Source organism: Bacteroidetes bacterium GWF2_43_63 (genome assembly GCA_001769275.1).
Taxonomy (GTDB): Bacteria; Bacteroidota; Bacteroidia; order Bacteroidales; family DTU049; genus GWF2-43-63.
Map to the genome: position 1 here is coordinate 1 of MEOQ01000022.1, position 22,757 is coordinate 22,757.

The 22,757-nt window shown below is 44.3% G+C and carries 17 protein-coding genes and 1 other annotated feature; of the genes, 6 read left to right on the plus strand and 11 right to left on the minus strand.

Annotated features, from left to right (window positions below; translation table 11 throughout):
* Positions 1-157: 157 nt before the first annotated feature.
* The 3 genes from A2W93_10960 to A2W93_10970 all read right to left on the minus strand — a co-directional run bounded on the left by A2W93_10960 (position 158) and on the right by A2W93_10970 (position 7,228).
* Entirely contained in the window at positions 158-2,527 is a 2,370-nt protein-coding gene (locus tag A2W93_10960) for a hypothetical protein (protein ID OFY54797.1), read from the minus strand.
* Between the two features lie 49 nt (positions 2,528-2,576).
* Positions 2,577-2,672 (minus strand) — a binding site (TPP riboswitch).
* Between the two features lie 395 nt (positions 2,673-3,067).
* Positions 3,068-5,122, minus strand: coding sequence for a hypothetical protein (locus tag A2W93_10965; protein OFY54798.1), 2,055 nt, complete (start codon positions 5,120-5,122; stop codon positions 3,068-3,070).
* A gap of 33 nt (positions 5,123-5,155) precedes the next feature.
* Positions 5,156-7,228, minus strand: coding sequence for a hypothetical protein (locus A2W93_10970; protein ID OFY54799.1), 2,073 nt, complete (start codon positions 7,226-7,228; stop codon positions 5,156-5,158).
* A 119-nt stretch (positions 7,229-7,347) separates the two neighbouring features.
* On the opposite strand from A2W93_10970, the gene A2W93_10975 reads away from it, so the two are divergent.
* The 3 genes from A2W93_10975 to A2W93_10985 all read left to right on the plus strand — a co-directional run bounded on the left by A2W93_10975 (position 7,348) and on the right by A2W93_10985 (position 12,497).
* Positions 7,348-8,610, plus strand: a complete 1,263-nt coding sequence (locus A2W93_10975) for an imidazolonepropionase (protein ID OFY54800.1) — start codon at positions 7,348-7,350, stop codon at positions 8,608-8,610.
* A gap of 17 nt (positions 8,611-8,627) precedes the next feature.
* Positions 8,628-10,322: a glutamate formimidoyltransferase gene (locus A2W93_10980; protein OFY54801.1), complete on the plus strand. Its 1,695-nt coding sequence runs from the start codon at positions 8,628-8,630 to the stop codon at positions 10,320-10,322.
* A gap of 555 nt (positions 10,323-10,877) precedes the next feature.
* Positions 10,878-12,497 carry an ABC-F family ATPase gene (locus A2W93_10985; protein OFY54802.1) on the plus strand — a complete coding sequence of 540 codons (1,620 nt, stop codon included), beginning with the start codon at positions 10,878-10,880 and terminating at the stop codon, positions 12,495-12,497.
* A gap of 88 nt (positions 12,498-12,585) precedes the next feature.
* Here the strand turns inward: A2W93_10985 and A2W93_10990 are convergent, their stop codons facing one another.
* From A2W93_10990 to A2W93_11000, 3 genes are all read right to left on the minus strand, one after another.
* A complete protein-coding gene (locus tag A2W93_10990) occupies positions 12,586-12,978 on the minus strand; it encodes a hypothetical protein (protein ID OFY54803.1) in 393 nt (130 codons plus the stop codon).
* Between the two features lie 283 nt (positions 12,979-13,261).
* The gene (locus A2W93_10995) at positions 13,262-15,130 is read right to left on the minus strand and encodes a hypothetical protein (GenBank protein ID OFY54947.1); all 1,869 of its coding nucleotides are present in this window, start codon (positions 15,128-15,130) and stop codon (positions 13,262-13,264) included.
* A 405-nt stretch (positions 15,131-15,535) separates the two neighbouring features.
* Positions 15,536-15,928: a hypothetical protein gene (locus A2W93_11000; GenBank protein ID OFY54804.1), complete on the minus strand. Its 393-nt coding sequence runs from the start codon at positions 15,926-15,928 to the stop codon at positions 15,536-15,538.
* A 278-nt stretch (positions 15,929-16,206) separates the two neighbouring features.
* On the opposite strand from A2W93_11000, the gene A2W93_11005 reads away from it, so the two are divergent.
* The 3 genes from A2W93_11005 to A2W93_11015 all read left to right on the plus strand — a co-directional run bounded on the left by A2W93_11005 (position 16,207) and on the right by A2W93_11015 (position 19,509).
* Positions 16,207-17,982, plus strand: coding sequence for a hypothetical protein (locus A2W93_11005; protein OFY54805.1), 1,776 nt, complete (start codon positions 16,207-16,209; stop codon positions 17,980-17,982).
* 176 nt (positions 17,983-18,158) lie between these two features.
* Positions 18,159-18,800: a hypothetical protein gene (locus tag A2W93_11010; protein OFY54806.1), complete on the plus strand. Its 642-nt coding sequence runs from the start codon at positions 18,159-18,161 to the stop codon at positions 18,798-18,800.
* Positions 18,778-19,509, plus strand: coding sequence for a tRNA threonylcarbamoyladenosine dehydratase (locus tag A2W93_11015; protein OFY54807.1), 732 nt, complete (start codon positions 18,778-18,780; stop codon positions 19,507-19,509). The genes A2W93_11010 and A2W93_11015 overlap by 23 nt, the downstream gene beginning before the upstream one ends.
* Here the strand turns inward: A2W93_11015 and A2W93_11020 are convergent.
* The 5 genes from A2W93_11020 to A2W93_11040 form a co-directional block, all read right to left on the minus strand.
* Entirely contained in the window at positions 19,496-19,690 is a 195-nt protein-coding gene (locus A2W93_11020; protein OFY54808.1) for a hypothetical protein, read from the minus strand. The genes A2W93_11015 and A2W93_11020 overlap by 14 nt on opposite strands.
* A gap of 556 nt (positions 19,691-20,246) precedes the next feature.
* On the minus strand, positions 20,247-20,855 hold the full coding sequence (locus A2W93_11025; GenBank protein ID OFY54809.1) for a hypothetical protein: 609 nt from the start codon (positions 20,853-20,855) through the stop codon (positions 20,247-20,249).
* 131 nt (positions 20,856-20,986) lie between these two features.
* Positions 20,987-21,739 carry an RNA polymerase subunit sigma gene (locus tag A2W93_11030; GenBank protein ID OFY54810.1) on the minus strand — a complete coding sequence of 251 codons (753 nt, stop codon included), beginning with the start codon at positions 21,737-21,739 and terminating at the stop codon, positions 20,987-20,989.
* A gap of 30 nt (positions 21,740-21,769) precedes the next feature.
* Positions 21,770-22,087 carry a hypothetical protein gene (locus A2W93_11035; protein OFY54811.1) on the minus strand — a complete coding sequence of 106 codons (318 nt, stop codon included), beginning with the start codon at positions 22,085-22,087 and terminating at the stop codon, positions 21,770-21,772.
* A 25-nt stretch (positions 22,088-22,112) separates the two neighbouring features.
* Positions 22,113-22,739: a superoxide dismutase gene (locus A2W93_11040; protein OFY54812.1), complete on the minus strand. Its 627-nt coding sequence runs from the start codon at positions 22,737-22,739 to the stop codon at positions 22,113-22,115.
* Between the last annotated feature and the right edge of the window lie 18 nt (positions 22,740-22,757).

Here is a 22,757-nt window from a genome sequence, read left to right on the forward strand (position 1 = left end):
ACAAATTTCATCATTTTTTGTCACAACTAACTGATTTTCAATAGCGATTTTTCAACATGGCAACAGGGGCGGACAAGTCAGGAAAAATAATACCAAAGGTAAAGCATAATCCGGAACCAGCATTCATCCGGATTATGCTAAATATCATTTTCTCAAATTAAAACTTCACGCTCACACTTCCAAGCCAGTTCATATAGGCCTGCGGGAAATAGCCGTCCATCACATAATGCTCGCCGCCGTAGTAGTAGCGGTATATCCATGCATTCGATTCGTATTCTTCTGATAAAATATTGCGCAGAGTCAGGCGGAATGCAACTTCTTTGACAAACTTCGGCTTCAGGACATATTCTGCTCCCAGGTCAAATACTTTATAAGCATCCAGCATTCTTTCCTTAGACGAAGAATTGTCGATATACTGGTTGCTCACATATTTTCCGGTCAGCGTGAAACGCAGATTTTTAAGTGGATTATAACCGAAGCGTGCAGAGCCGATCATCGCTGGTGAAAAGCTGATATCGCTTGTTTTGTAAAACTCAGATTGTTGCGACCATGTGTCCCAGTCATCAACAAACACGGTGAGATCTTTTATCTTATTCATTGAATAGGTGGCATTTCCGGCGAAGTCGAATTTCTTGTTGATTTTCCATTCCCAGATGGCTTCGATGCCTGCGCGGAAACTTTTTGGCACGTTCACGTAAACCGGCGAACCAATGTTGTTTATTTCACCCGTCTGAACGAGCTGATCGCGATAGTTCATGTAATAGAGATTCAGATTGAAATTCCATTTGTCGGCTGCGTATTTGTAACCGGCTTCGTAATCAAAAAGAATTTCATGTGCCGGCAGTTTTCCACTATCAGCATCTACCATCATGTAGCGGTTTGGTTCACGCCCGGCGACACCGAAATAGCCATAAACCACATGTTTTCCAATGCTGTGAAATATGCTTGCTTTGGGATTGGCAAACAGGAACGACTCGTCAATGTCAAGATTTTTTTTGTCATCTTCGTCGCCTGCAACCTGATAGCGAACATTGCGGATCTGCATATCAGCAATAATTGTTGTATGCTTTCCCATCGCATATCTCAGTTTCGCATAACCCGAAACATCGTCCTTCACTCCAGTGTTTCTGTAGTATTCATGATTTATTTCTGAATCGCCTGCATATTGCATCCAGATTACGTTTCCGATATGATCGCCGTCGTAGCGGCTGATGTTTCCACCGAAATTTAGCTGCAATTTTTTATGATTATCGTAGTTTGCTGAGATAACAGCTCCATAAAAATAATTATCCATCATTTTACGACGAATCAGATTGGTTTCAGTAATGGTATCAGAGCCAAGAATGAAGTCGGGCAGGAGATAATCCGAAAACGATTCTCCATTTTTGTATTGCTCATAATAGCCATTGCCGGTGATCAAAAATGCTGTTGCACTCGAGCTCCAATTCAGCGAATGCTGGTTTGAAACTACCAAATGAACATGATTTTGGTTGTAAAGATCAATTTCATTTTCATACGAATATGGATTATACGTTCTGTTGGTTTCGAGCGAATCTTTCGGGACACCTTCCCAGGCCTGATAGGTTTTTTCTTTTCCATGCATGAGCATCAGGCGCACCAGCGTTTTATCGCCGTACCAGGCCACATTGGTTTGCAGCGACTGGATATCAGCCGAAGCTCTGTCAATATAGCCATCACTGTGCATCACTGATGCGCGGCCGTCTATGGTCCACTGACCATTTAAAAGTCCGGTTCCGAATAATGCAGTTGAACCATAAGTTCCGAATGATCCGGCCTTGAAATTCAGCGTAGCAAATGGATCCGGCTTGTAGCTGTGCGTTGAAATATTTATGGATCCTCCGAATGAGGAAGAGCCATTTGTCGACGTACCAACACCGCGCTGCACCTGAATACTTTCGCTTGATGAGGCGATGTCGGGAATATCAACCCAATAAACATTGTGCGATTCAGGATCATTGTAAGGAACCCCGTTAATGGTAACATTGATGCGGCTTTGATCGGTTCCGCGCAGACGAAAAGCGGTATAACCTATGCCACCGCCAGCATCGCTTGATGTGGTGACGGATGGCATCGCGTCGAGCATGACTGGCATATCGGTGCCGGTGTTGATTTGTTCAATCCCAATAGGACTGAGATTGGTGCAGGTTACGGCATCCTGATCACAGATCCGGATTGCACGAATTACAATTTCGTCGCTGATAACAGCCGATGGCGACAACGAAATTTTCAGCGTTGATTCAGGCGATGCGTTCAGTGAGATGCTGTCGGTATCATATCCAACATAGGATACAATAATAGTGAGTGGAAAAGCAGAACGCGTCGAAATTGCGAAGGTCCCGTCGTTGGAAGTGAACGTTCCGTTTAGTGTTCCGGAAATTACAACATTGGCACCCGGCAAAGTCTTGCCAGAGCTTTTGTCAAAGACTGTTCCGCTGATTGTCAATTTTTGACTGTGCGCAGCGAACAGCATTGCGAAAGAAAATAAAAAAACAACTACCTTTTTCATTTTGTAACGTTTTTAAAATTACAAATGGCAAAGGGGTGGAAAACCATTTAAAATATTGAATAAACCTCCCTTCGCCGGCATTACCCGGATCAGGTTATAAGGGTTTGTTCTCAGCCCCTGCGAAGGAGCACCCCTGTTGTGAACGCTGCAAAGATACAAGTTTTATTTTGAAATAGGGTTCATTTTGGCAAACATAATATTCCATCGTCCGATGGCGACGAAGAAGGCAGAGGATATGGAATCGCTATGTTTGCAGCAACACCGACGATTCCATATTCTACGATTCTCTCCGAATGATGGAATATCGGCTTTGCTCATTTGTTTGAATGTTAATGGTATAAGCGAGTGTGTCATTGGCAGCGTCTCCACCAGCAATCGGAACGAAGGATAGACAGCAGCGTAAACTCTGTCGATGCACGAAAAGCGAGGCATACTCAGTCGAAGTACCGATGGCGAAAATAACCAGAAGAAAGTCTGTTGAATAAGACGAGATTACGGCTCGGAGGCCGGGATATTAAAACTTCTTCTGATGATTTTCAATTATCGCGCGAAATATTTCAGCGTACGGCTCAGATCATTTCCTTTTATTGTTATCAGATAAAGACCTGCATTTTCAGAAATAAAAGGAATTTCAACACGGTCACTTGTTCCGGAAAGCTCACTCTGACTGGCATACAAGGTGCGCCCGGTAATGTCAGTTAATTCAATAGCGTACAATCCTTCAGGAAAATGGCTGATGTTCAGTACAGGAAAATTATTTTCAACCGACAAATACATCGATGCATTACGGTATTCATCAAGTCCAGTGGTCACCCCGTGATAATTAAACGTAAAACCAGTCTCAGTAGTGGCTTCATTGGTTTTAAAGACTACCATTGCTTTAGGCGAATTGATAAAGAATGATTGGGGTATAGTGTTTCCTGACAATGAATCAACCAGAATATAGGAAGGGTATTGATAAAAATACAGCACGTCGCTGCTTTGCTCAAGACTGAATTCAGTAAAGTCAATCATTATCCCGCCAGCATTTTGAGGTTCAATTCTCCACCGGCATACAGAATTGTCATTATAAGGATAGCTGTGACTGCCGTCGTTTACAGTTCCTGATGAATCGCTGCGGACATCGAGAATGCTGCAAAATGGAGGCGTATAGGCGTAATAGTCGGCATGAAATCCGCCATCCGTAATTGCACCGTTTGATTGAAAGGTAATAAACACACGATTGCCAGGAACCTGAACGGAGAAAGTGCCGGATATTCCGCTGTAAGTTCCAAAAACAGGCGCAGCGGCATCGGTTCCCTGATAAATAGTTACAACATCGTTTACTTGCTCAGTTCTTAAATACCGGAATTCGACCGTTATGTATTCAACGCTGTCGGCAGGCTGAATAAGCCATGAACAATTTTGATTATTGGCATAACCCGACACTCCATGGCCCACTTCAAGACTTCCGCTGCGTGTGGACATCTGATAATTTCCACAGGCCGAAGGGTAGGTGACTGCAGCCGGAAAGCAATTAATAAATGCCTGCTGTCCGGTTGAAAAATTATAACCCGGATTTAGATTGTCGATATAGAAAAAGCCGTTGTATGAACCGCTCCAGCCCCAGTTGAAATGAAACATGTCGTCGCTGTATCCGTCACAGACAAAAGCATGTCCGGAGCTCACATCATATCCTGCATAGGGCAGGGGGTGTCCGGCATCGAGCTGAGCTTTCAGCAGATTTTTCCAGTCTGTTTCGGAATAACTGTCTTTATAATCCAGCGTTGCAGCAGGATTATATCCAAAATGATCTTTCATGGCATTCAGCGCATCGTCCATATATGCGCCAGATCCGTTCGGGCTGTACATCATATCCACCGCAACACCGCAGTCGTACTGAATTTTGGCGGCGTCGTAATTGGCAGATGTAAGGCTGTAAGGCATCTGTTCGTAGTTGTAATTGCTCTGAGTAAAATCAACACTGAGCTGACCATAATCAGAATAATAGCTATGATATCCGGTTGGCTGAACTGGATAGCGGTAATAATACATGGTCATTGCCATCGCTGTTGCCACACATCCAGCGTAAACCCGGTTGCCCGGACCTGCCGGATCGTAAGGACAAAGCGCGTTGTAAGGAGCACCCTGATCCCAAAGACAGGTTAGTAATTGGTTTACTGAATAACCTTTTTCACTTGAAATATTATCTGAAAGAATATTTCCCCATTGCGTAGAAATAGAATTACTTGCAGGAATTGAGTGCTCGCGGACATAGCCAATTTGATGCGAAAAGCTGTTTAGCATTGCAGCAAATGACGCCGGCATGTTTTCGCCGGTGAAAACTGATTCGTCAGAATATCCGAGCACGGGAGTAACTGCATCATCACCGGCAATGATAATAAAGCCGCTGTTGTTGAAATTAAAGATGTAAAATTCCGGGGTCTGGTTTTTTTGTCCAAAGCTGCAGGATTCCAACTTTGTTTTTTCTGCAACCAATTTGTAATGTTTCAGGAAATTAAATGCTGCGGCACGTGCCTGTTCGGGTGAAATTGGCGCTGCGGCCAATGAAAGAGTCCACAGCAAAAACAGAGCAAATGTCAATACTTTGTTCATTCGAATGAAATTGGTATGTAAAGATAATCAGATTTACTCAATTACCACCTTTTGCCAGACATTGCCTTTGTCGGAAATCAGGCCTACGGAGTACAAGCCGGCAGCCAGATTATCGATCGGAATCATAAGAGTGCTGCCATCTGATGGTTGACTGAAGATGCAACGGCCACTAAAGTCATAGATTACAATGGAGGCTCCTTCGGCATTGCTGCCTGGTACGATATTGAGCATATCACTGGCAGGATTCGGGAAGATCAGCATTGAATATCCATCTGGTTGTTCTTCAATATCAGTTGTGATTGTATAGAAAATCTCAAATCCTTCAGCTACCATAGAGGAATTGGACTGAAATATTACCTGAATTTTTGAACTGGAAGAAGTCACGGTGGTTGGGTTATCGCCTTTGTTGAATTCGCCAAGAACCGTTGATGTAACAGCATCAACAACCTTTACATAGTCGTAATCATCACCCATGTCGAAATTCAGAAAGTGAACTGTGATTGAACTTGCCCCAACAGGCTGAATATTCCAGCGGCAAAAGCTGCCATTGCCATAGGTATTGCTACCTGAGCCATCATCAAACGTATCAGTCGGATTGGTGAGGGTAACAATTCCAAGACAACTCATGGGGATATGTCCAACATAATTGAACAGAAATCCCTTGCTTTCGTTCGACGCATCCGTAGTAAACTGAACAAACACCTCGCTGCTGTTTGCATTGAAATAGGCTGGAACCGTATTGCCGGAAAATGCGCCTGCAAGTGGTGCTGCTGCATCAGAACCGGCATAAATCTTAACTGAATCACCGGTGGCCAGATCCAATTCTTCGAAAGTGATTCGAAAATAATCGCATTGCGGGCCGGGACTGATGAGCCAGGAGCAGTTGCCGTTGGCCTCATAGTCTGCAGTTGGACCACTCCCATCTTCAATTAATCCGAAAGTAGAGGTCAGCGTTTTTGTGCCGGTGCATCCATAAGGATACGAAGCTGTCGGCGGATAAATGCTTTCTACAACTTGATGGTCGTCGTTGAAGTCCATGCCTGACGGATTGAGTGCGGTTAAATAGTAATTTCCGTTGGCAGCGCCATCCCAACCCCAGTCGAAATGAAAGAAATTTGTCCCTTCATACCCGTCCATCACAAAAGCATGACCGCCATCAGCGCCGGATCCGGAGTAATAAACAGGGCGGTACAAATCGAGATTGCTTCGCATCATTGTGGCCCAGGAGGTTGAAGTATAGCTTGATCTATTTCTGTATTCAGCGCTGGCGTAGCGAAAATGGGTCGTCAGAGCTTCAGGAACATCCCATGAATAAGCACCCGATCCATCGAAGCCATAACCCATTTCAACAGCTACTCCGCAATGATAGGATAATTCAGCTACCTCAGGCATTGGGAAACCCGGATCACCGGACATTTCAGCATAATTGTAGGTTGAGGCGCCGTAATTTACACTTTGTGTTCCATATCCATAGGCATTGTAAGAATGTGTTCCAAAACCAGTTTGCGGATACTGATAGTAAAAAATAATCTGTGACATGGCAGTGGCAACGCAGCCCACAAGCGCTTCACCATTGGCATCTACCGGACACTGGTCGTTGTAAACACCAGCTTGTCCCCAAATTGAGCGCAAAAACGGAAGAACTGCCTTGGTTGAATGAAATGGATTTTGTGTTGTATTGCCGTTTAGAAGATAATCCCATTCAAGGTCAATATCGCTGGTCGATTTTGTTGCATTCTGACGATAGAACTGAATCTGATCAATTGCATTCTGCATCCACCATGCGAAATTTGAATTCCATGAACCCGCAGGCACAGAGCCACTTGTACTATAACCAATAACAGGAGTTGCTGATTTATCACCTGAGATTATGGCAAAACCGCCCAATGGATTATTAAAAATATAAACCTCCGGAGATGCGCTTGTAATGCCGGGAACAGCTACCGGTATGAGATCTGCCGGCGTTGCAGAAACTATTGCATTTTTGGTAGTTAGAATGCTGTAAGCTGCACTTCTGGCTGTTTTCTCAGTTACAGACTGACTAAACGACTGAATATTTAAACTGAAAATAAGAACCGAAATGGAAAAGAAACGTAAATTTTTCATCGACTTGAGGGGGTTAATGAGTGAAATGTCATATAAGGACAAAAATAATTGAAAATTGTTGCAGCCAAGGGTAAAAAATAATTACTTTCGCAAAAAAATAACACCCAGAGCCGTAAACAATGAAACTGATTATCAATGCCGCTGCAGTTACAGTTGTCGAAAGTGCCCCTTCGCAGAAACCTGTTGGTGGCAGTAACATGAAGCAACTGAATATTGTTGAGGACGCATATTTACTTATGGACAGCAACAGAATTCATTCTTTTGGCAACATGAAGGATGTTCCTGATCTTCGAAAAAAATTCTCAATTGATGAAGAAATAGATGCAGCAGGTGGTTTCATTTTGCCAGGCTTTTGCGATTCGCATACCCATATAGTTTTTGCAGGATCACGCGAATCGGAGTTTGTCGATAAAATAAACGGACTCACGTATGAGGAAATAGCGCAGCGCGGCGGAGGAATACTGAATAGTGCTGAAAGACTTGGCAGAACAAGTGAGGACGAATTGTTCGAAGCAGCCAGAAAACGGGTGATTGAAGTGATTTCGCATGGCACCACGGCGCTTGAAATGAAAAGCGGCTACGGACTTACACCGGACAGCGAAATAAAAATCCTGCGCGTTATTAAACGACTTAAAGCGCATTTCCACATTCCAATAAAGAGCACCTTTCTGGGCGCTCATGCCATACCAAAGCATTTTCGCGATGATCGCCAAGCCTATATTCGTCAGATTATTGATGTGATGCTACCTCAGGTTGCTTCAGAAAATCTGGCCGATTATGTCGATGTTTTCTGTGATGAAGGATTTTTCACCATCGAAGAAACAGAAACCATTCTGAAAGCGGCTGCTGTATTTGGTCTTAAACCAAAAATGCATGCCAACGAAATGGCCAATTCCGGCGGCGTACAGCTGGGAATTGCTCACAATGCAGTTTCCGTAGACCATCTGGAACGTATTGAAAATCCAGAAATCGATGCATTGCTGGCCAGCAATACTATGCCGGTTGCACTTCCGGGCGCCTCATTTTTTCTGCGGATTCCTTATGCTCCGATGCGTCAGATGATTGATTCAGGCTTGCCTGTGACGCTTGCATCCGATTTTAATCCCGGCTCAAGCCCAAGTGGCAACATGCAGTTTATTATGTCGCTTGCCTGCATTTACGGCCGAATGTTGCCGGAGGAGGCGTTGCATGCGGTTACCATCAATGGGGCCTTTGCCATGGAAATTCAGAACGACTTCGGATCAATCTGCCCGGGCAAAATTGCCAATATCATCATTACAAAAGAAATTCCGTCGCTGGCATTTATGCCATATTACTACGGTTTCAATAAAATCGACCGGGTCATCCTCAATGGTGAAGTTTTCGACCCGTCCAAATACTAAACAATAAATTTCCCGAAATGAAACAGATTATTGAGTGTGTTCCCAATTTCAGCGAAGGCCGCGATCTTTCGGTCATAAAACAAATCACCGATGTTATTGAATCATGCGAAGGTGTCCGTCTGCTTGATGTAGACCCAGGTGCAGCCACAAACCGCACTGTGGTCACGTTGGTCGGTACGCCCGACGAAGTGATTGAAGCGGCTTTTCAGGCAATCAAAAAAGCGGCATCGCTTATCGACATGTCGAAGCATTCTGGCGCGCATCCTCGCTTTGGTGCGACCGATGTCTGTCCCCTGGTACCGGTTGCAAACATTACCATGGAAGAAGTCGCTGAATATGCGCGCAAACTTGGAAAACGCATTGGAGAAGAACTGAATATTCCTGTGTATTGCTACGAAGATGCAGCCTTCACCAAAGAACGTCGCAATCTGGCTTATTGCCGCTCCGGCGAATATGAAGGTCTGAAGGAGAAAATTGTAAAACCTGAATGGAAACCGGATTTTGGTCCTGCCGAATTTAATTCCAGAAGCGGAGCAACAGCTGTTGGTGCACGTGATTTCCTGGTTGCCATCAATTATAATCTGAATACCACCAGCACGCGTCGTGCCAACGCCATCGCATTCGATGTGCGCGAAAAAGGGCGTCCGATGCGCGAAGGAAATTCGGTTACCGGCAAAGTTGTGAAAGACGAAAACGGTAAAGATGTTATGGTTCCAGGCACACTCAAAGCCACCAAAGCCATCGGCTGGTTCATCGATGAATACGGCATTGCGCAGGTAAGTATGAACATTACCAATATTTCAACAACACCGGTTCATGTAGCTTTTGATGAAGTTTGCCGCAAGGCTGCCGATCGCGGCGTGCGCGTATGTGGAAGCGAAATTGTTGGACTCGTCCCGAAGAAAGTTCTTGTTGATGCCGGCAAACATTATCTGGCTAAACAACAGCGTTCGCTGGGTATTTCAGAAAGCGAACTCGTTAAAATTGCTGTCAAAAGCATGGGCCTCGACGACCTGAAACCTTTCAATCCGCAGGAAAAAATCATCGAGTATATGCTCGAGGCCGAATCGAATGAAAAGAAGCTGGTGGATATGACTTGTGTCGGTTTTGCCGATGAAACTGCAAGTGAATCACCTGCACCTGGCGGAGGCTCCATTGCGGCTTACATGGCCGTTCTTGGCGCAGCACTTGGCACGATGGTAGCCAACCTGAGTTCGCATAAAGCCGGATGGGATGAGCGCTGGGAAGAATTCAGCAAATACGCCGAAGCCGGACAGAAACTCAAAGACGAACTGTTGCATCTGGTTGACGAAGACACCCGCTCTTTCAATAGAATTATGGATGCGCTTGGATTACCCAAAGGCACTCCCGAAGAAAAGACAGCACGCAAAGCCGCTATGCAGGCCGCAACACAATATGCAACAGAAGTTCCGTTCAAGACTATGCAGAAAGCAGCGGAGGTACTGCCCGTATGTAAAGCCATGGCTGAAATCGGTAATCCGAATTCAGTTTCCGATGCAGGGGTAGGCGCACTCGCAGCTACAGCAGGCGTACGTGGTGCATTCCTGAATGTAAAAATCAACGCCGGCGGAATCGAAGATAAAGCCTGGGCTGCAGACATAATAGCCAAAGCACAGAAAGTGCACGATGATGCATTGAAGCTGGAAGCCGAGATCATGGCGCAGGTGGAGAAAGTGATTGCAAAAGCATAGAGCATGCGGTCAATGGTTCAACGTGCAATGCTCAGAGCTCAGGGCATAAGGCACAACTCTACTTGAGTTGAAAGTTTATTAAGTCATCAGGTTCATAAAGGTGGCGTTGATGAATGCGGCATAGGGCGCAATGCCCAGAGCAAACCCGCACCCAACATTTTGGCGTCCGCGCGACAGTGAATTGTGCAAGGGAGCGGACACGGAATTCCGCCAGCGGGCGGACAAGCTGTTGGGTGCCCAAGACACTAACTGCCCGACGATTCCAGGTCAGCAATGCTTTGGTGTTAACCCTATCATGCTGACGCTAAAATGTCGGGCGAAGCACAGAGCACAGCGTACAAAGCCATAAACAAAAAGCAAACTTAGCACGGATTGCATCCAATGATTGTCGGTACTGCGCTATTGTTGCCAAAAGGAGCATTGGTCCAGAATATTTCCACAACGCAGAGAGCTCGCTTCGCGAGGCACTCAGGTAGTGGAAATGTTATTTTATCAGCGAAGGCGCGTTGCTGCTCTAAAAAACCGTAGCTTTGCATCTTTTTATAAAATTCCGCAATGATTTCAGCTTCAAATATTTCCATTCGCTATGGAAAACGTGTTTTGTTCGACGAGGTATGTGTAAAGTTTTCGCCCGGTAACTGCTATGGCATTATTGGCGCTAATGGCGCAGGTAAATCCACTTTTTTAAAAATCCTTTCAGGTGATATTGATGCGCCGACCGGACAGATTTCAATCACACCGGGTGAGCGAATAAGCGTCCTGAAACAGGATCATCATGAATTCGACAGCTTTACGGTTCTCGATACCGTTATTATGGGTAATAAAAAACTTTGGGAAGTATTGCAGCAAAAAAATGCAATTTATGCCAAGCCCGATTTCAGCGATGCCGATGGCATTAAAGCTGCAGAACTCGAAAACAAATTTGCCGAAATGGAGGGCTGGAATGCCGAAAGCGATGCAGCTATTTTATTGAGCGGCTTGGGCGTGAAAGAAGAAGCGCACGAGAAACTGATGTCGGATATTTCGGGTAAGGAAAAAGTAAGGGTGCTGCTTGCCAATGCACTGTTTGGAAATCCTGATATTCTGTTGCTGGATGAGCCCACCAACGACCTTGATGTCACCAGCATCAGCTGGCTTGAGGAGTTTTTAATTAATTTTCAGAATACAGTCATTGTCGTGTCGCACGACAGGCATTTTCTCGATGCAGTGTGTACGCATGTGGCTGATATCGATTTTGGGAAAATCACTTTATATACCGGCAACTATACTTTTTGGTACGAGTCGAGTCAGCTTGCTTTACGCCAGCGGGCCGATCAGAACAAGAAGACCGAAGACCGACGGAAAGAGTTGCAGGATTTCGTGAGTCGCTTCAGCGCCAACGCTTCAAAATCGCGTCAGGCAACCAGTCGCAAGAAACTGTTGGAAAAGCTTACCATCGACGAAATCAAACCCAGTACCCGTCGTTATCCGGGAATCATTTTCAAACCCGACCGCGATTGTGGCGATCAGATTTTGCATGTCGAGAATCTTGCAAAATATTCAAACGAAGGTTTGATGATGTTTTCAAATGTAACGTTTACATTGAACCGCGATGACAAGGTAGCTGTTTTATCGCGCAATCATAACGCGGTCTCTGCCTTTTTTAATATTTTGATGGAACTGGAAACGCCGGATAAAGGCGTGGTTCAGTGGGGAAGCACCATTACCAAATCGTATTTACCGAACGAAAATGCTTCGTATTTCAAAAAGCCAATGACGCTGATGGAATGGCTGCAACAGTATTCGACGGTGGAAGACGATGATTCATATATCCGCGGATTTCTTGGAAAAATGTTGTTCTCAGGCGAAGAATATCTGAAGAAAACTTCGGTGTTGTCGGGAGGCGAAAAAGTGCGCTGCATGGTTTCGCGCATGATGCTCACCAATGCCAATTGTCTCATTCTTGATGAGCCCACCAACCACCTCGATATGGAAACCATCACCGCATTCAACAATGCATTGAAGGATTGGAAGCATGTGGCTTTGTTCAGCTCGCGCGACCATGAATTCACGCAAACGGTGGCTAACCGAATTATTGAGCTCACCCCCAGAGGCATCATTGACAAACTTATGTCGTACGATGAATACCTCGAGGATAAAAATGTAATGGCGCTGCAGGAAAAGATGTATTCGTAGGATTTGTATTTTACAAATTATAAAAGCCGCATTCGTGCGGCTTTTTTGAATTCTTGCTTCATGTAAAACGCTATCCCGGCCGCTTCGATCAGTCTAGTGCAACTGTGAATGATCCTGGATTTCCTGCAGTTCCGTTGAACGATTCCTGGAAAGTTCCGGTGGAGGCGCTGGTCCAGGTCAATACGTATTTGTCCGATCCACCCATCTGAAAGGTGATTTCGGACTCATTGGTTCCCTTTTTCGAATAGCTATACGAAAAATCGTCAACGCCCGTGAGCGCGGCCATTCCGCTGCTGCTGGTGGTTGAAAAATACCATTCGTTGGTCGGACCTCCGGTTTCAGCCAAAGTCAGCGTGAGTTTCCCCCACGATGAAGAGCCGATAGCATAATCGGTAGTCTGATCATCAGAATCTTCTTCGCAGGCGGTGAATACAAATGAAAAAGTCAGGGTTAAGGCGATTAAGAGAAGAATTTTTTTCATAGGCTGGCTTTTTTTGCAAATATAAAAAGTTTTCAGAATTGTTTTTTATAACTATCAGTTGTAAGGAATCAGCATTTAGCTCTCGGAAGTGACAAAAAGATTGAGCTTCTTCAACGCTCACGATAGCTATCGTGACAGGTCGCTTCGCGACGCAGAGAGGTTGAAGGCTGACCCGTTTTTATTAATGCGTTTTCAAATTTTCACATCATATTTCGTATCTCAAACGTCTTTCTTATTCACACGCACGCGAAGCGTCATATCGCCGCAGGCGCACATCTTCACATCATTTTGTCTTTCTTCTCTCATATTTCCAGCTAATCCCTCCCATCAGCATAAATCCGGGCTGTGAAACATTGGCGTGATCGATAATTTTGGTGTTGAAGAGATTTGTTGCATTCACCGTGAAGCGCAGTTGCTTCCACTGATAAAACACACCTGCATCGGCCAGCCAGACTGGCTTATAAGGTGCTTCGGCCAGATAGACTCCTTCGGAAAAAGGCGTGTAGCCGCCTGCGCGGTCCTGCCAGCCCAGCTGCCACGTAAGGCCGGCATTGTCAGTGATTCTGTGAACAGCTCTGATATCCAGCTTGTGCTTCATATAATCGAGCACATATTGAGAAACAAATCCTTCGCTTGATTTATCGCTCACCAAAAAAGTGTAGTTCACGCTGAAGCGCTGAATAAAAAATTTCTTTCTGAAAAAATCAGGCAACACCGAAATACCAGCTTCTATGCCGCTTACATTCACTGCGGTCAGATTTTTACATTCCCAGACAGTGGCTGTATCGTGGCGGACCCAATCGATCATATTGATGCCGTAGCGCTGAAATCCAGCTACTTCGGCCAATATGTTTTTATGATCCCATTTTAAACCGCCTTCAATACTGATTGCTTCTTCTGGCTTCAGGAGCGGATTTCCGATGTTGGTCGGCGATGAATAATACAGATTGGTAAAATTCGGAAGTCGCAAACTGCGGTTAGCTGTCGCAAAAATCCGAAGCGGTTTTATTATCTGATATCCCAGATCAATTCCGGGATACACGCTGATATCATTTTCAAGCTGATGGCTTAGGTAAAGAAGTGCTCCACCTGAAACACTGAATTTTTTTGCTGTATAGCTGTGTTCAGCCATGATGCTGAAACCGTTTCTCTGTGCTGATTTTGTGTAGAATGCGCTATCTGTTCCGGCAACAGCAATGGGAGAATTCATGGTTGTCCCAAGTACATTGCTGAAAATATGCTCCATGCGGAAATCGGCACCCAGCGATGTTTTGTGTTTTTTCCACGAGAATGTTTTTTCCACGCTGGCTCCTGCAACATCCGATAAATGATAATTATGATTTTTATACCATGCGGGCGGATCGTTGCGGAATAATTCAAAGCGGTCGTAGTGCCGGCGCCAGTAAACAGAGGTTTTCCATGATTGATTGTTGAGATCGGAAAGGCCGGCTGAAGCAAAAATGGTCGAGGTCGCTTCAAACTGATTGGGGAATTTTGGCGTGTAAAAACTGTTGGCACCAAATTCTTTCAAAATATAGCCAGCCTGCACATCGGTTTTGATTTTACCTATCTTGGCATTCATGCGGTAAAACGCATTGGCTTTCATAAAATCGGTATTGTCGGTATAGCCATCGGTGGTGTTACCGCTTAATGAGAGAACATGATAAACTTTTTTTGTCCTGAAAGGCAGATTGGTAGCCAGTTCTGCCGTGCCATACAATCCACCGCGCAATGACAGCGATGGAACTGCTTTTTCGGGCGACGATGTAATAATATTTATGGCGCCGGCAAAAGCATTCGGGCCAAAAATGCGGGCTCCGGAGCCCTGCAAAACTTCGATGCGTTCAATGGCCGTAATATCGACTGGGATATCCATATTGTGATGACCGGTCTGCGGATCGCTGATGTTTATTCCGTTAAGCAATACAAGCACCTGATCGAAGGTGCCGCCGCGCATGCTGATGTCGGATTGTGCGCCTGTAATGCCGCGCTGGCGGATATCAACACCCCGCACATATTCCAGCAGAGCTCCCAGATCACTTACCGGAGCCAATTGTATTTCTTCGGCACGGATGACATGTACCACCCGCAGCAATTCAGACTGGACCGTTGGTGCAAACTGCGCGCTGACTATGACCGAATCAAGATCTATTTTTTGAATGGTGTCTTGTTTTACCAGGATTGAATCAACCTGACCGTAGCAAGTGGCATTTGAGAAAAAGAAAAAACAGATTGAAAATAAAAGAGGAATTGTCCTGAAATATTTTAATTGGTGCGACTTTCTGAAACAAACCATGACAAAGGGGGCTTAGAAATTTTGCGCAAAGGTAGAAATTGAAAATGAACGTTGTTTTAATTTTTTATTTTTCGCACATCAATGTTTATCAGTCAATAGTTTGCAAGAATCGGGTTCCACAACCTGAGTGCCTCGCGGAGCGAGCTCTCTGCGTTGTGGATTTTTCTGAGGCCAACGCACTCAGGTCGCGTTCTGCGACGCAGAGAGGTTGTCCTGCTATCGCTGGTATACAACAGATTTTTTAGCGATTATTAAAACAATTCAGCTGCCGCCGTTCATCCTTGTATTGATTCCTCTTGAATTTATCGGAGGTTTTGTTGTCGTACATTCAGTAATGACTACATTTCTGAACGTATAGGTGATTTTGTTTTGCGGATCTTTAGGCGCCGTCAGAATTTGCCTGATTTCGTTGGCCCTGAGCTCAATGTATTCCGAATGCTCTTTAACGCTACTAACAACAGCGCCATTTTGGTTTTTCCCTTCTGTCACATAAGAGATGCGAAAAGTAATGCTTTGATTCCCATTGTTTTGGGCTTTCAGCATGCGCCCCTGTTCATTGGAAACAACAACTTCGCAACGAAGCTGAGTCTGTTGAGAATGACAAATCTGCGTCGTAACAAATATGTAGATAAATGCGATAAAAAGTATTTTCATATAGATAAAACGATTTAAAGCAAAGATAATCCCTGAGGGTAAGAAAATCAAATACTAGATGTTAATAAGCTTTGGAATTTTGTTATTTAAGAAATGCTATTCGATAAAATTGACTTTTAGTATTGCGAATATTTTAAATCGGGTCACGATTCAAAATGACAGAATTTTTATGCGATATCGATTATTTTTAATTTCTCTTCAAGAAATTAATTTCAACCCTTGCCATATCCTAAAAAGTCAGATATTTGCATCACATTTATTAACCAAAATATACAATCATGTCCGGAAAGACATTTGCCGAAAAGATTTTCAATGCCCCTGCGGGGAGCATCGTTTTTGCGAAACCTGATATTGTGCTGTCTCACGACAACACCGCCAGTATTGCTGGCACTTTTAAAAAAATGAACGGTGAAAAGGTTGCTTATCCCGACCAGCTTCTCATCGTGCTTGACCACAATGCACCACCTACTACAGCGGGCCTGGCCAATGATTATCAGACCATTCGCAATATTGTGAAAGAACAGGGAATCAAAAAATTTCATGATGTCGGAAAAGGAATTTGCCATCAGCTTATGGCGCTGCATGCCCGCCCGAAGATGATCGTGGTTGGAAGCGACAGTCACAGTTGCACTGCCGGAGCTTTCAATGCTTTTGCTGCCGGAATCGACCGTACTGAAACTGCAGGCCTCTGGAAAGCTGGTGAAACCTGGTTCCGCGTACCAGATTCAGTGAAAATCACGTTGAACGGAAAACTGAACAAAGGCGTCTATGCAAAAGATCTCGCACTATGGATTATTGGTATGATTGGCAGTGCTGGTGCCGATTACATGTCAATTGAATACCATGGCGAAGGAGTGAAAACACTCAGCGTTGCCGACCGCATGGTGTTGGCCAATCTGGCGTCGGAAATGGGCGCAAAAAATGCCGTTTTCCCATCTGACGAAGTGCTTGAAAAATATTTTGGACAGAAATTCGAAGGCCTTTGGGCCGATGCTGATGCCAAATATATTCGCGAAATAAACATCGATCTCGCAACTATATTCCCGGTAGTTTCCGCTCCGCATAATGTCGATAACGTGAAGGCTGTGAGCGAAGTTCAGGGCACTGAGCTTCATCAGGCAGTGATTGGAACCTGCACCAACGGACGCATCGAAGATTTGCGCGAAGCCGCTTCCATCCTCAAAGGCAATAAAGTTCCCGAATTTTTCCAATTACTGATTATTCCGGCTTCGCTTGAGATTTATTCACAAGCTTTGAAAGAAGGTCTGATTGAAATTTTCATGGCCGCCGGCGCCAACATTCTTACTCCTTCCTGCGGTCCTTGCCTGGGAACCGGACAAGGTATTCCTGCCGATGGCTACAATGTTATTTCAACTGCCAACCGCAATTTCCTTGGCCGTATGGGAAACAAAAACGCCAATATTTATCTGGCTTCTCCCGCTACAGTAGCTGCTTCGGCACTGGCCGGGAAAATTACGGATCCGCGCGGAATTCAGGGCAGCGACAAATTTCCGTACAGCATCGAGCAGAGTCCAACCGTATCCATTCCTGAAGGCGAAAACCGCTTATTGAGCAATGTCTGGAACTATACCGATGTGAACAACCTGAACACCGACCAGATGTTTGCCGGAAATCTGACCTACAACATCAAGAGCAGCGAAGGCGACAAGATAATGCCGTATCTTTTTAAAGGATTCGATGAAGCTTTTGCAGAAAAAGTCGGAGCAGGGCAGCTTCTTATGGCTGGCGCCAATTTCGGTTGTGGTAGCTCGCGCGAACACCCGGCTGTAGGTCTCGCTTTTGCCGATGTGAAAGCCGTGATCTGCAAATCGGTCAACCGCATTTTCTACCGCTCGTCCATCAATCAGGGTCTTCCGATTATCGTGTTGCCCGAAGCAGTAGATGCGTACAAAGCCGGTGATAAAGTTGAACTCGATTTCACTGCCGGAAAACTGACGGTTGGCGAAAAAGTCTTTACCTTTAACCCACTGCCCGAAAAGCTGATGAACATCTTCGCCAATAAAGGTCTGGTGAATTTTTACAAGAAAAACTGAGGATATTTTTAAACCTATCTCCTTCAAGCTCGTTGTCATTCTGAGCCCCGCCTGCTTTCACACTGAACCCTGCTTCTGTCACTCTGAGCGGAGTCGAAGAGTCTACAGCAGGGCAAACTCCGTCGAAGAACCAACAACGAGCTTGATGATTTTAGCTGAGTTAATATAGCATCCCGATGCACTACTACGACATCCATACACACAATGAATCGAAGTCTCCATCGGTGACAGGCATACTGAATTTGATTCCGGGGCAAGCCGTTCCGGAATCATTTTTTTCTGTCGGCATTCATCCATGGTTTGCAAAAGACGCATCAATAGCGGATTTGAATGAGTATGTCAACGCTCCGTTTTGCGTAGCCATTGGCGAATGCGGACTGGATGCGGTAAAATCTGCAATATCATTTGATGAGCAGAAAATACTCTTCCGCGCGCATCTGGAGCTGGCCGGGAAATATTCCAAACCTGTTGTATTGCATGTTGTGCAAAGCACGAATGAGCTATTTCATGTCCTAAAAGACTTTCCGGAGCTGGTGTATATCTGGCATGGATTCACAGGAAACGAAGAATTGATTAAACAATTTAGTCAATTCAATATTTACTTTTCATGTGGACCGCGAGGTTTGAAAAAGCCTGAAATCTGGCTCTCAATGCCGGAAGGCAGATTGCTATGTGAAACGGATGATTCGGAAGCTCAGATTGAGCAAGTATATGCAGAACTGGCTGCCATCAGAAATGAATCGGTGGAGCAGCTTGCAAAAATTATTGAAAACAACGTAATCAGAATATTCGGATATGAGCTGGAACGAAAGGACTGAACTGCTTCTTGGTGCTGCGGCTATTGAAAAGCTGAAGAACTCGCATGTGCTTATTGCCGGTCTGGGTGGCGTTGGCGGCATGGTGACCGAAATGCTGGTTCGTGCTGGTATTGGCGAGATAACAGTGGTTGATGCCGACACCATTCACAAATCGAACCGTAACAGGCAGTTGATTGCGCTGACCAGCAATGAAGGACAAAGCAAAGCTGAGGTATGGAAAAACCGGATGCTTGACATCAATCCGGAGCTGCAAATTCATGTGATTGATGAATTCATCCGCGACGAAGCCATTCCAAAATTACTTGAAAACAAATTTGATTTTGTAGTGGATGCCATCGATACTTTAGCACCGAAAGTATTTTTTATCTACCACACCATGCAGCAGGGTTATCCACTTGTATCTAGCCTTGGGAGCGGAAGTAAGCTTGCTCCGGAGCTGATAAAAATATGTGATATTTCTGAGTCGTACAATTGCACGCTCGGATTCTATGTGCGCAAACGACTTCACAAACTCGGCATTCGGAGCGGCTTTGACGTAGTTTTCTCGCCTGAAAAACAAATTGAAAACACTGTTATTCCGGATGACAGCGAAAAAGCCATCAAATCCACCATTGGCACCATTTCGTATATGCCCAATGCTTTCGGAACTTTTCTCGCAAGTGTTGTGATACGGCGGCTGTTGGGGCTGCCAATTTCTAAAAATCCGTAATTGTTACGATATTCCATCGTCCGCCGTCAGTCGGATATGGAATCGTCGTAACTTTTTCAAAAACAACGATTCCATATCCTTCAACTCCTTCGTCGTTTGCGGACGATGGAATATTGTTTTTGAAGAGGTGCTTTGTAGTGGAATATTTAGCCAAGTGAATAAATTCAATAAAGAAACTCAACGCATTGATTACACATTTCAAATATCCGGTTTTTAGTTATGACAGAAATAATCAATCCAAAATATACAATATCTATTCAGCTGCATTATTTCAATTACTGATGGATTGAGGGTTGACTGGATATTATGAAATTACAGAAGTTAAAGCAGCAGACTAACTTAAAAGACGCTATTTGTTTTTTAAAACGTAAAAATCCAAATACAAAATAATCAATATTAAAAATGCTCCTATAACATTCCATATATTTGGATCAAATCTATTCATTAAAAACCTTAATGCAACACAAACAATTATAAGTAATAAAGAAAGAATTCTTAAACCGCGGCTTCTATTTCTCATACTTTTTTTATTATTGCTACTCAGGTTTATTGGGTAATTGCTTAGATTAATTTCACTGAAAAACAGAAATGGATCTATGCCCATTTTCAGACAATGCTAAAGTAGACGATTTTCTTTGATTATTGAGTGTTCCCGTTTTTTTTCGGAGTGTGCGCCGGGTAAAAATCCCGTGAACCGGTTTTCAGCTTATTCTTTAGGCAATCTTATAGTGTCCAATTTAATACCGAAAATCACTGATGTTCACGGTCACCATTTTCCCGGGGCTGGTGTAGCTTTCCAGATGGGTTTTATAAACAACCGTATTATTGTCACTGAAATAAAAATCCCTTCCGGGAAATGACTCCACTTCCTTGGCCAGAAAATAATTCACAGGACAGGATATTTTTTTTGGTGGCAGTGACCCATCAATTGTTATCAGGTGGAGCGTATTCACCAATGGAATATCAGCGCCTTCGACAGGTTTTAAGCTAAGGACGAGCGCCTGGCTTGAATCGGGCGACCATGCAATTCCGCATAATGTGTTTGGTCCATTTTTTACAGTCAGAATTTCCCGTTTTGAGCGGTGAGCAATGTCGTATTCGAAAACGGTGTCAGCATCGCTGTAGTAAAGATAATTGTTGTCGCAAAGTGAAACAAATCGAGGCGTGAACAAGCATTTTTGCACTTCGTGGGGCAGCGATATTTTCATGCCGGCTGTATCGGTAATGATATAATCGGTATAAAATGATGTTGCAACTTTTTCAAGAAAAAACTGCGCTTGGCTCGGATAAACGCAAAGCAACAAAATTATTGAAAGCAGCACTGGTCGCAGTTTTCCGGTTGTCATTGAGTGACTATATTTCGATTGAGATTTGATGTCGCTGAATTTTTATACAGCAAATATACACCATCCTATTTGATTTAAATTGTTAATTGTGCTTGTTTTGTAAGTCACCTTAGGAAAACGACTTATACAAACTAGAAGGAATTGCCTTCTAGCGCTTTCACGATTTTGGGAAGAACTTCTCCAGCTTTCCCTTTGATGTAAACATCGCGGGGTTCGAAGGCAAACACTTTTTTTTCGGGATTGATTTCAACAATATATGCTCCGTGCCTGCGGGCTTCCTGTGGAATCATGTTGGCCGGCATCACTTCTCCCGAAGTGCCTACAACAATCATCAAATCGCACGATGCAGCAATCTGAAAAGATCGTGCATAAGCTTCGGGGGGTATGCCTTCGCCAAAGAAAACAAAATCCGGTTTAAGAACAGATTTGCACTCAGGGCAATGTGGCGGAATCCGTTCAAGCATTTTTTTGTCGGCCTGATATTTTTTCTGACATTTCTCACAAAGTAAAAATGCGGTTGTTCCATGAAATTCTACGACATCGGTGTTTCCTGCCTGTTGATGAAAATGATCGATATTCTGAGTTATGATTGTTATTTTATTCTTCAACTTTTCAATAGCTGCGAGCGCATGGTGTGCAGCATTGGGCTTTGCCTCATGCATGAAATTGTAAAAAATTTCTTTGATCACTTTCCAGGATTCTTCCGGATAGCGATAGAAATAATCAAGCTCAAGAACTTCAGGGTCATATTTTTTCCACACGCCGTTTTCGCCTCGAAAAGTTGGAATCCCGCTTTCAGCTGATATACCGGCGCCTGTAAATACTGCAGGTTTCTGCGACTCACGAATGAGCCGTGCTGCTTTTGAAATGCCTTCTTCCATGATTCAAAAATAGAATTTAATGATTGAAAAATACTAATCTTCCTTTGGGTTATCCTGGTCACTTTCATCTCTGTTTTTATCAAACTCGGCCAGCAATTCCGATGCGCGCACAAAATCCTGTTCATCTACAAACATTTTTATTCCTCCAATGGCATTGGAAAGAAGCGGGTCAACCATAATGGTGACTTCGTCGCGCATGTTTATATTAATTCCGTTTGATTCAAGAAATGCCTGCAAAGTGTAGTATTCATGCGGCCAGACAAAACTCCGGAGAAAAACCCAATTAATTATTTCGTCCATAACTTTTTTTGTAAATATAAAAAAAATCCGGCGAACCGGATTTCTTTTCAAAATAAAACTACATGTTGCGTCACAACTACTCATCAAACCGCTTGCTCAATGCATTCCAGTCAATCACTTTAATGAAGTCGTCAATATACGCAGCTCTTTTATTCTGGTGTTTCAGATAATAGGCATGTTCCCACACATCGATCGCCAGCAGCGGATTCACGGTGCCTACAGGAACATTCATCAGCGGGTTGTCCTGAATTGGGGTTGTGACAATTTTCAACGTGCCTTTTTCCTGAATCAGCCAAACCCATCCACTGCCAAATACCGACAGCCCGGCATTTTTAAATTCCTCAAGAAATTTTTCCATACTCCCGAATTGTGTGATGATGCGGTTTTTGAGGGCGCCGTCCGGGATTGTACTGCCTCCGGGTGTCATCGATTCCCAGAAGAATTCATGGTTCCAGTAGCCGCCACCGTTGTTGCGCACCGCTGCCGGAAACTCATTCATGCGTGCCATTATCTCAGGCAGCGAAAGCGATTCCAGCGTGCTGTTGCCTTTTATTGCTGCCATGAATTTATCGTAGTAACCTTGATGATGTTTCGAATAATGTATCTCCATTGTCTTTGCATCAATGTAGGGCTCCAGCGCATCGTAGGCGTAGGGCAGGGGCTTGAATACATGCGTCTGAGCATTCAGTCCTGCAAAAATCATCAATGCGAAAATGCTAAC

Bases quoted from the DNA above. Each gene is read 5' to 3' on its own strand.
- A2W93_11025 (OFY54809.1), bottom strand. From the start codon at position 20,855: ATGACAACCGGAAAACTGCGACCAGTGCTGCTTTCAATAATTTTGTTG.
- A2W93_10975 (OFY54800.1), top strand. From the start codon at position 7,348: ATGAAACTGATTATCAATGCCGCTGCAGTTACAGTTGTCGAAAGTGCC.
- A2W93_10985 (OFY54802.1), top strand. From the start codon at position 10,878: ATGATTTCAGCTTCAAATATTTCCATTCGCTATGGAAAACGTGTTTTG.
- A2W93_11000 (OFY54804.1), bottom strand. From the start codon at position 15,928: ATGAAAATACTTTTTATCGCATTTATCTACATATTTGTTACGACGCAG.
- A2W93_10965 (OFY54798.1), bottom strand. From the start codon at position 5,122: ATGAACAAAGTATTGACATTTGCTCTGTTTTTGCTGTGGACTCTTTCA.
- A2W93_11040 (OFY54812.1), bottom strand. From the start codon at position 22,739: ATGATTTTTGCAGGACTGAATGCTCAGACGCATGTATTCAAGCCCCTG.
- A2W93_10970 (OFY54799.1), bottom strand. From the start codon at position 7,228: ATGAAAAATTTACGTTTCTTTTCCATTTCGGTTCTTATTTTCAGTTTA.
- A2W93_11005 (OFY54805.1), top strand. From the start codon at position 16,207: ATGTCCGGAAAGACATTTGCCGAAAAGATTTTCAATGCCCCTGCGGGG.
- A2W93_10990 (OFY54803.1), bottom strand. From the start codon at position 12,978: ATGAAAAAAATTCTTCTCTTAATCGCCTTAACCCTGACTTTTTCATTT.
- A2W93_10960 (OFY54797.1), bottom strand. From the start codon at position 2,527: ATGAAAAAGGTAGTTGTTTTTTTATTTTCTTTCGCAATGCTGTTCGCT.
- A2W93_10980 (OFY54801.1), top strand. From the start codon at position 8,628: ATGAAACAGATTATTGAGTGTGTTCCCAATTTCAGCGAAGGCCGCGAT.
- A2W93_11010 (OFY54806.1), top strand. From the start codon at position 18,159: ATGCACTACTACGACATCCATACACACAATGAATCGAAGTCTCCATCG.
- A2W93_11015 (OFY54807.1), top strand. From the start codon at position 18,778: ATGAGCTGGAACGAAAGGACTGAACTGCTTCTTGGTGCTGCGGCTATT.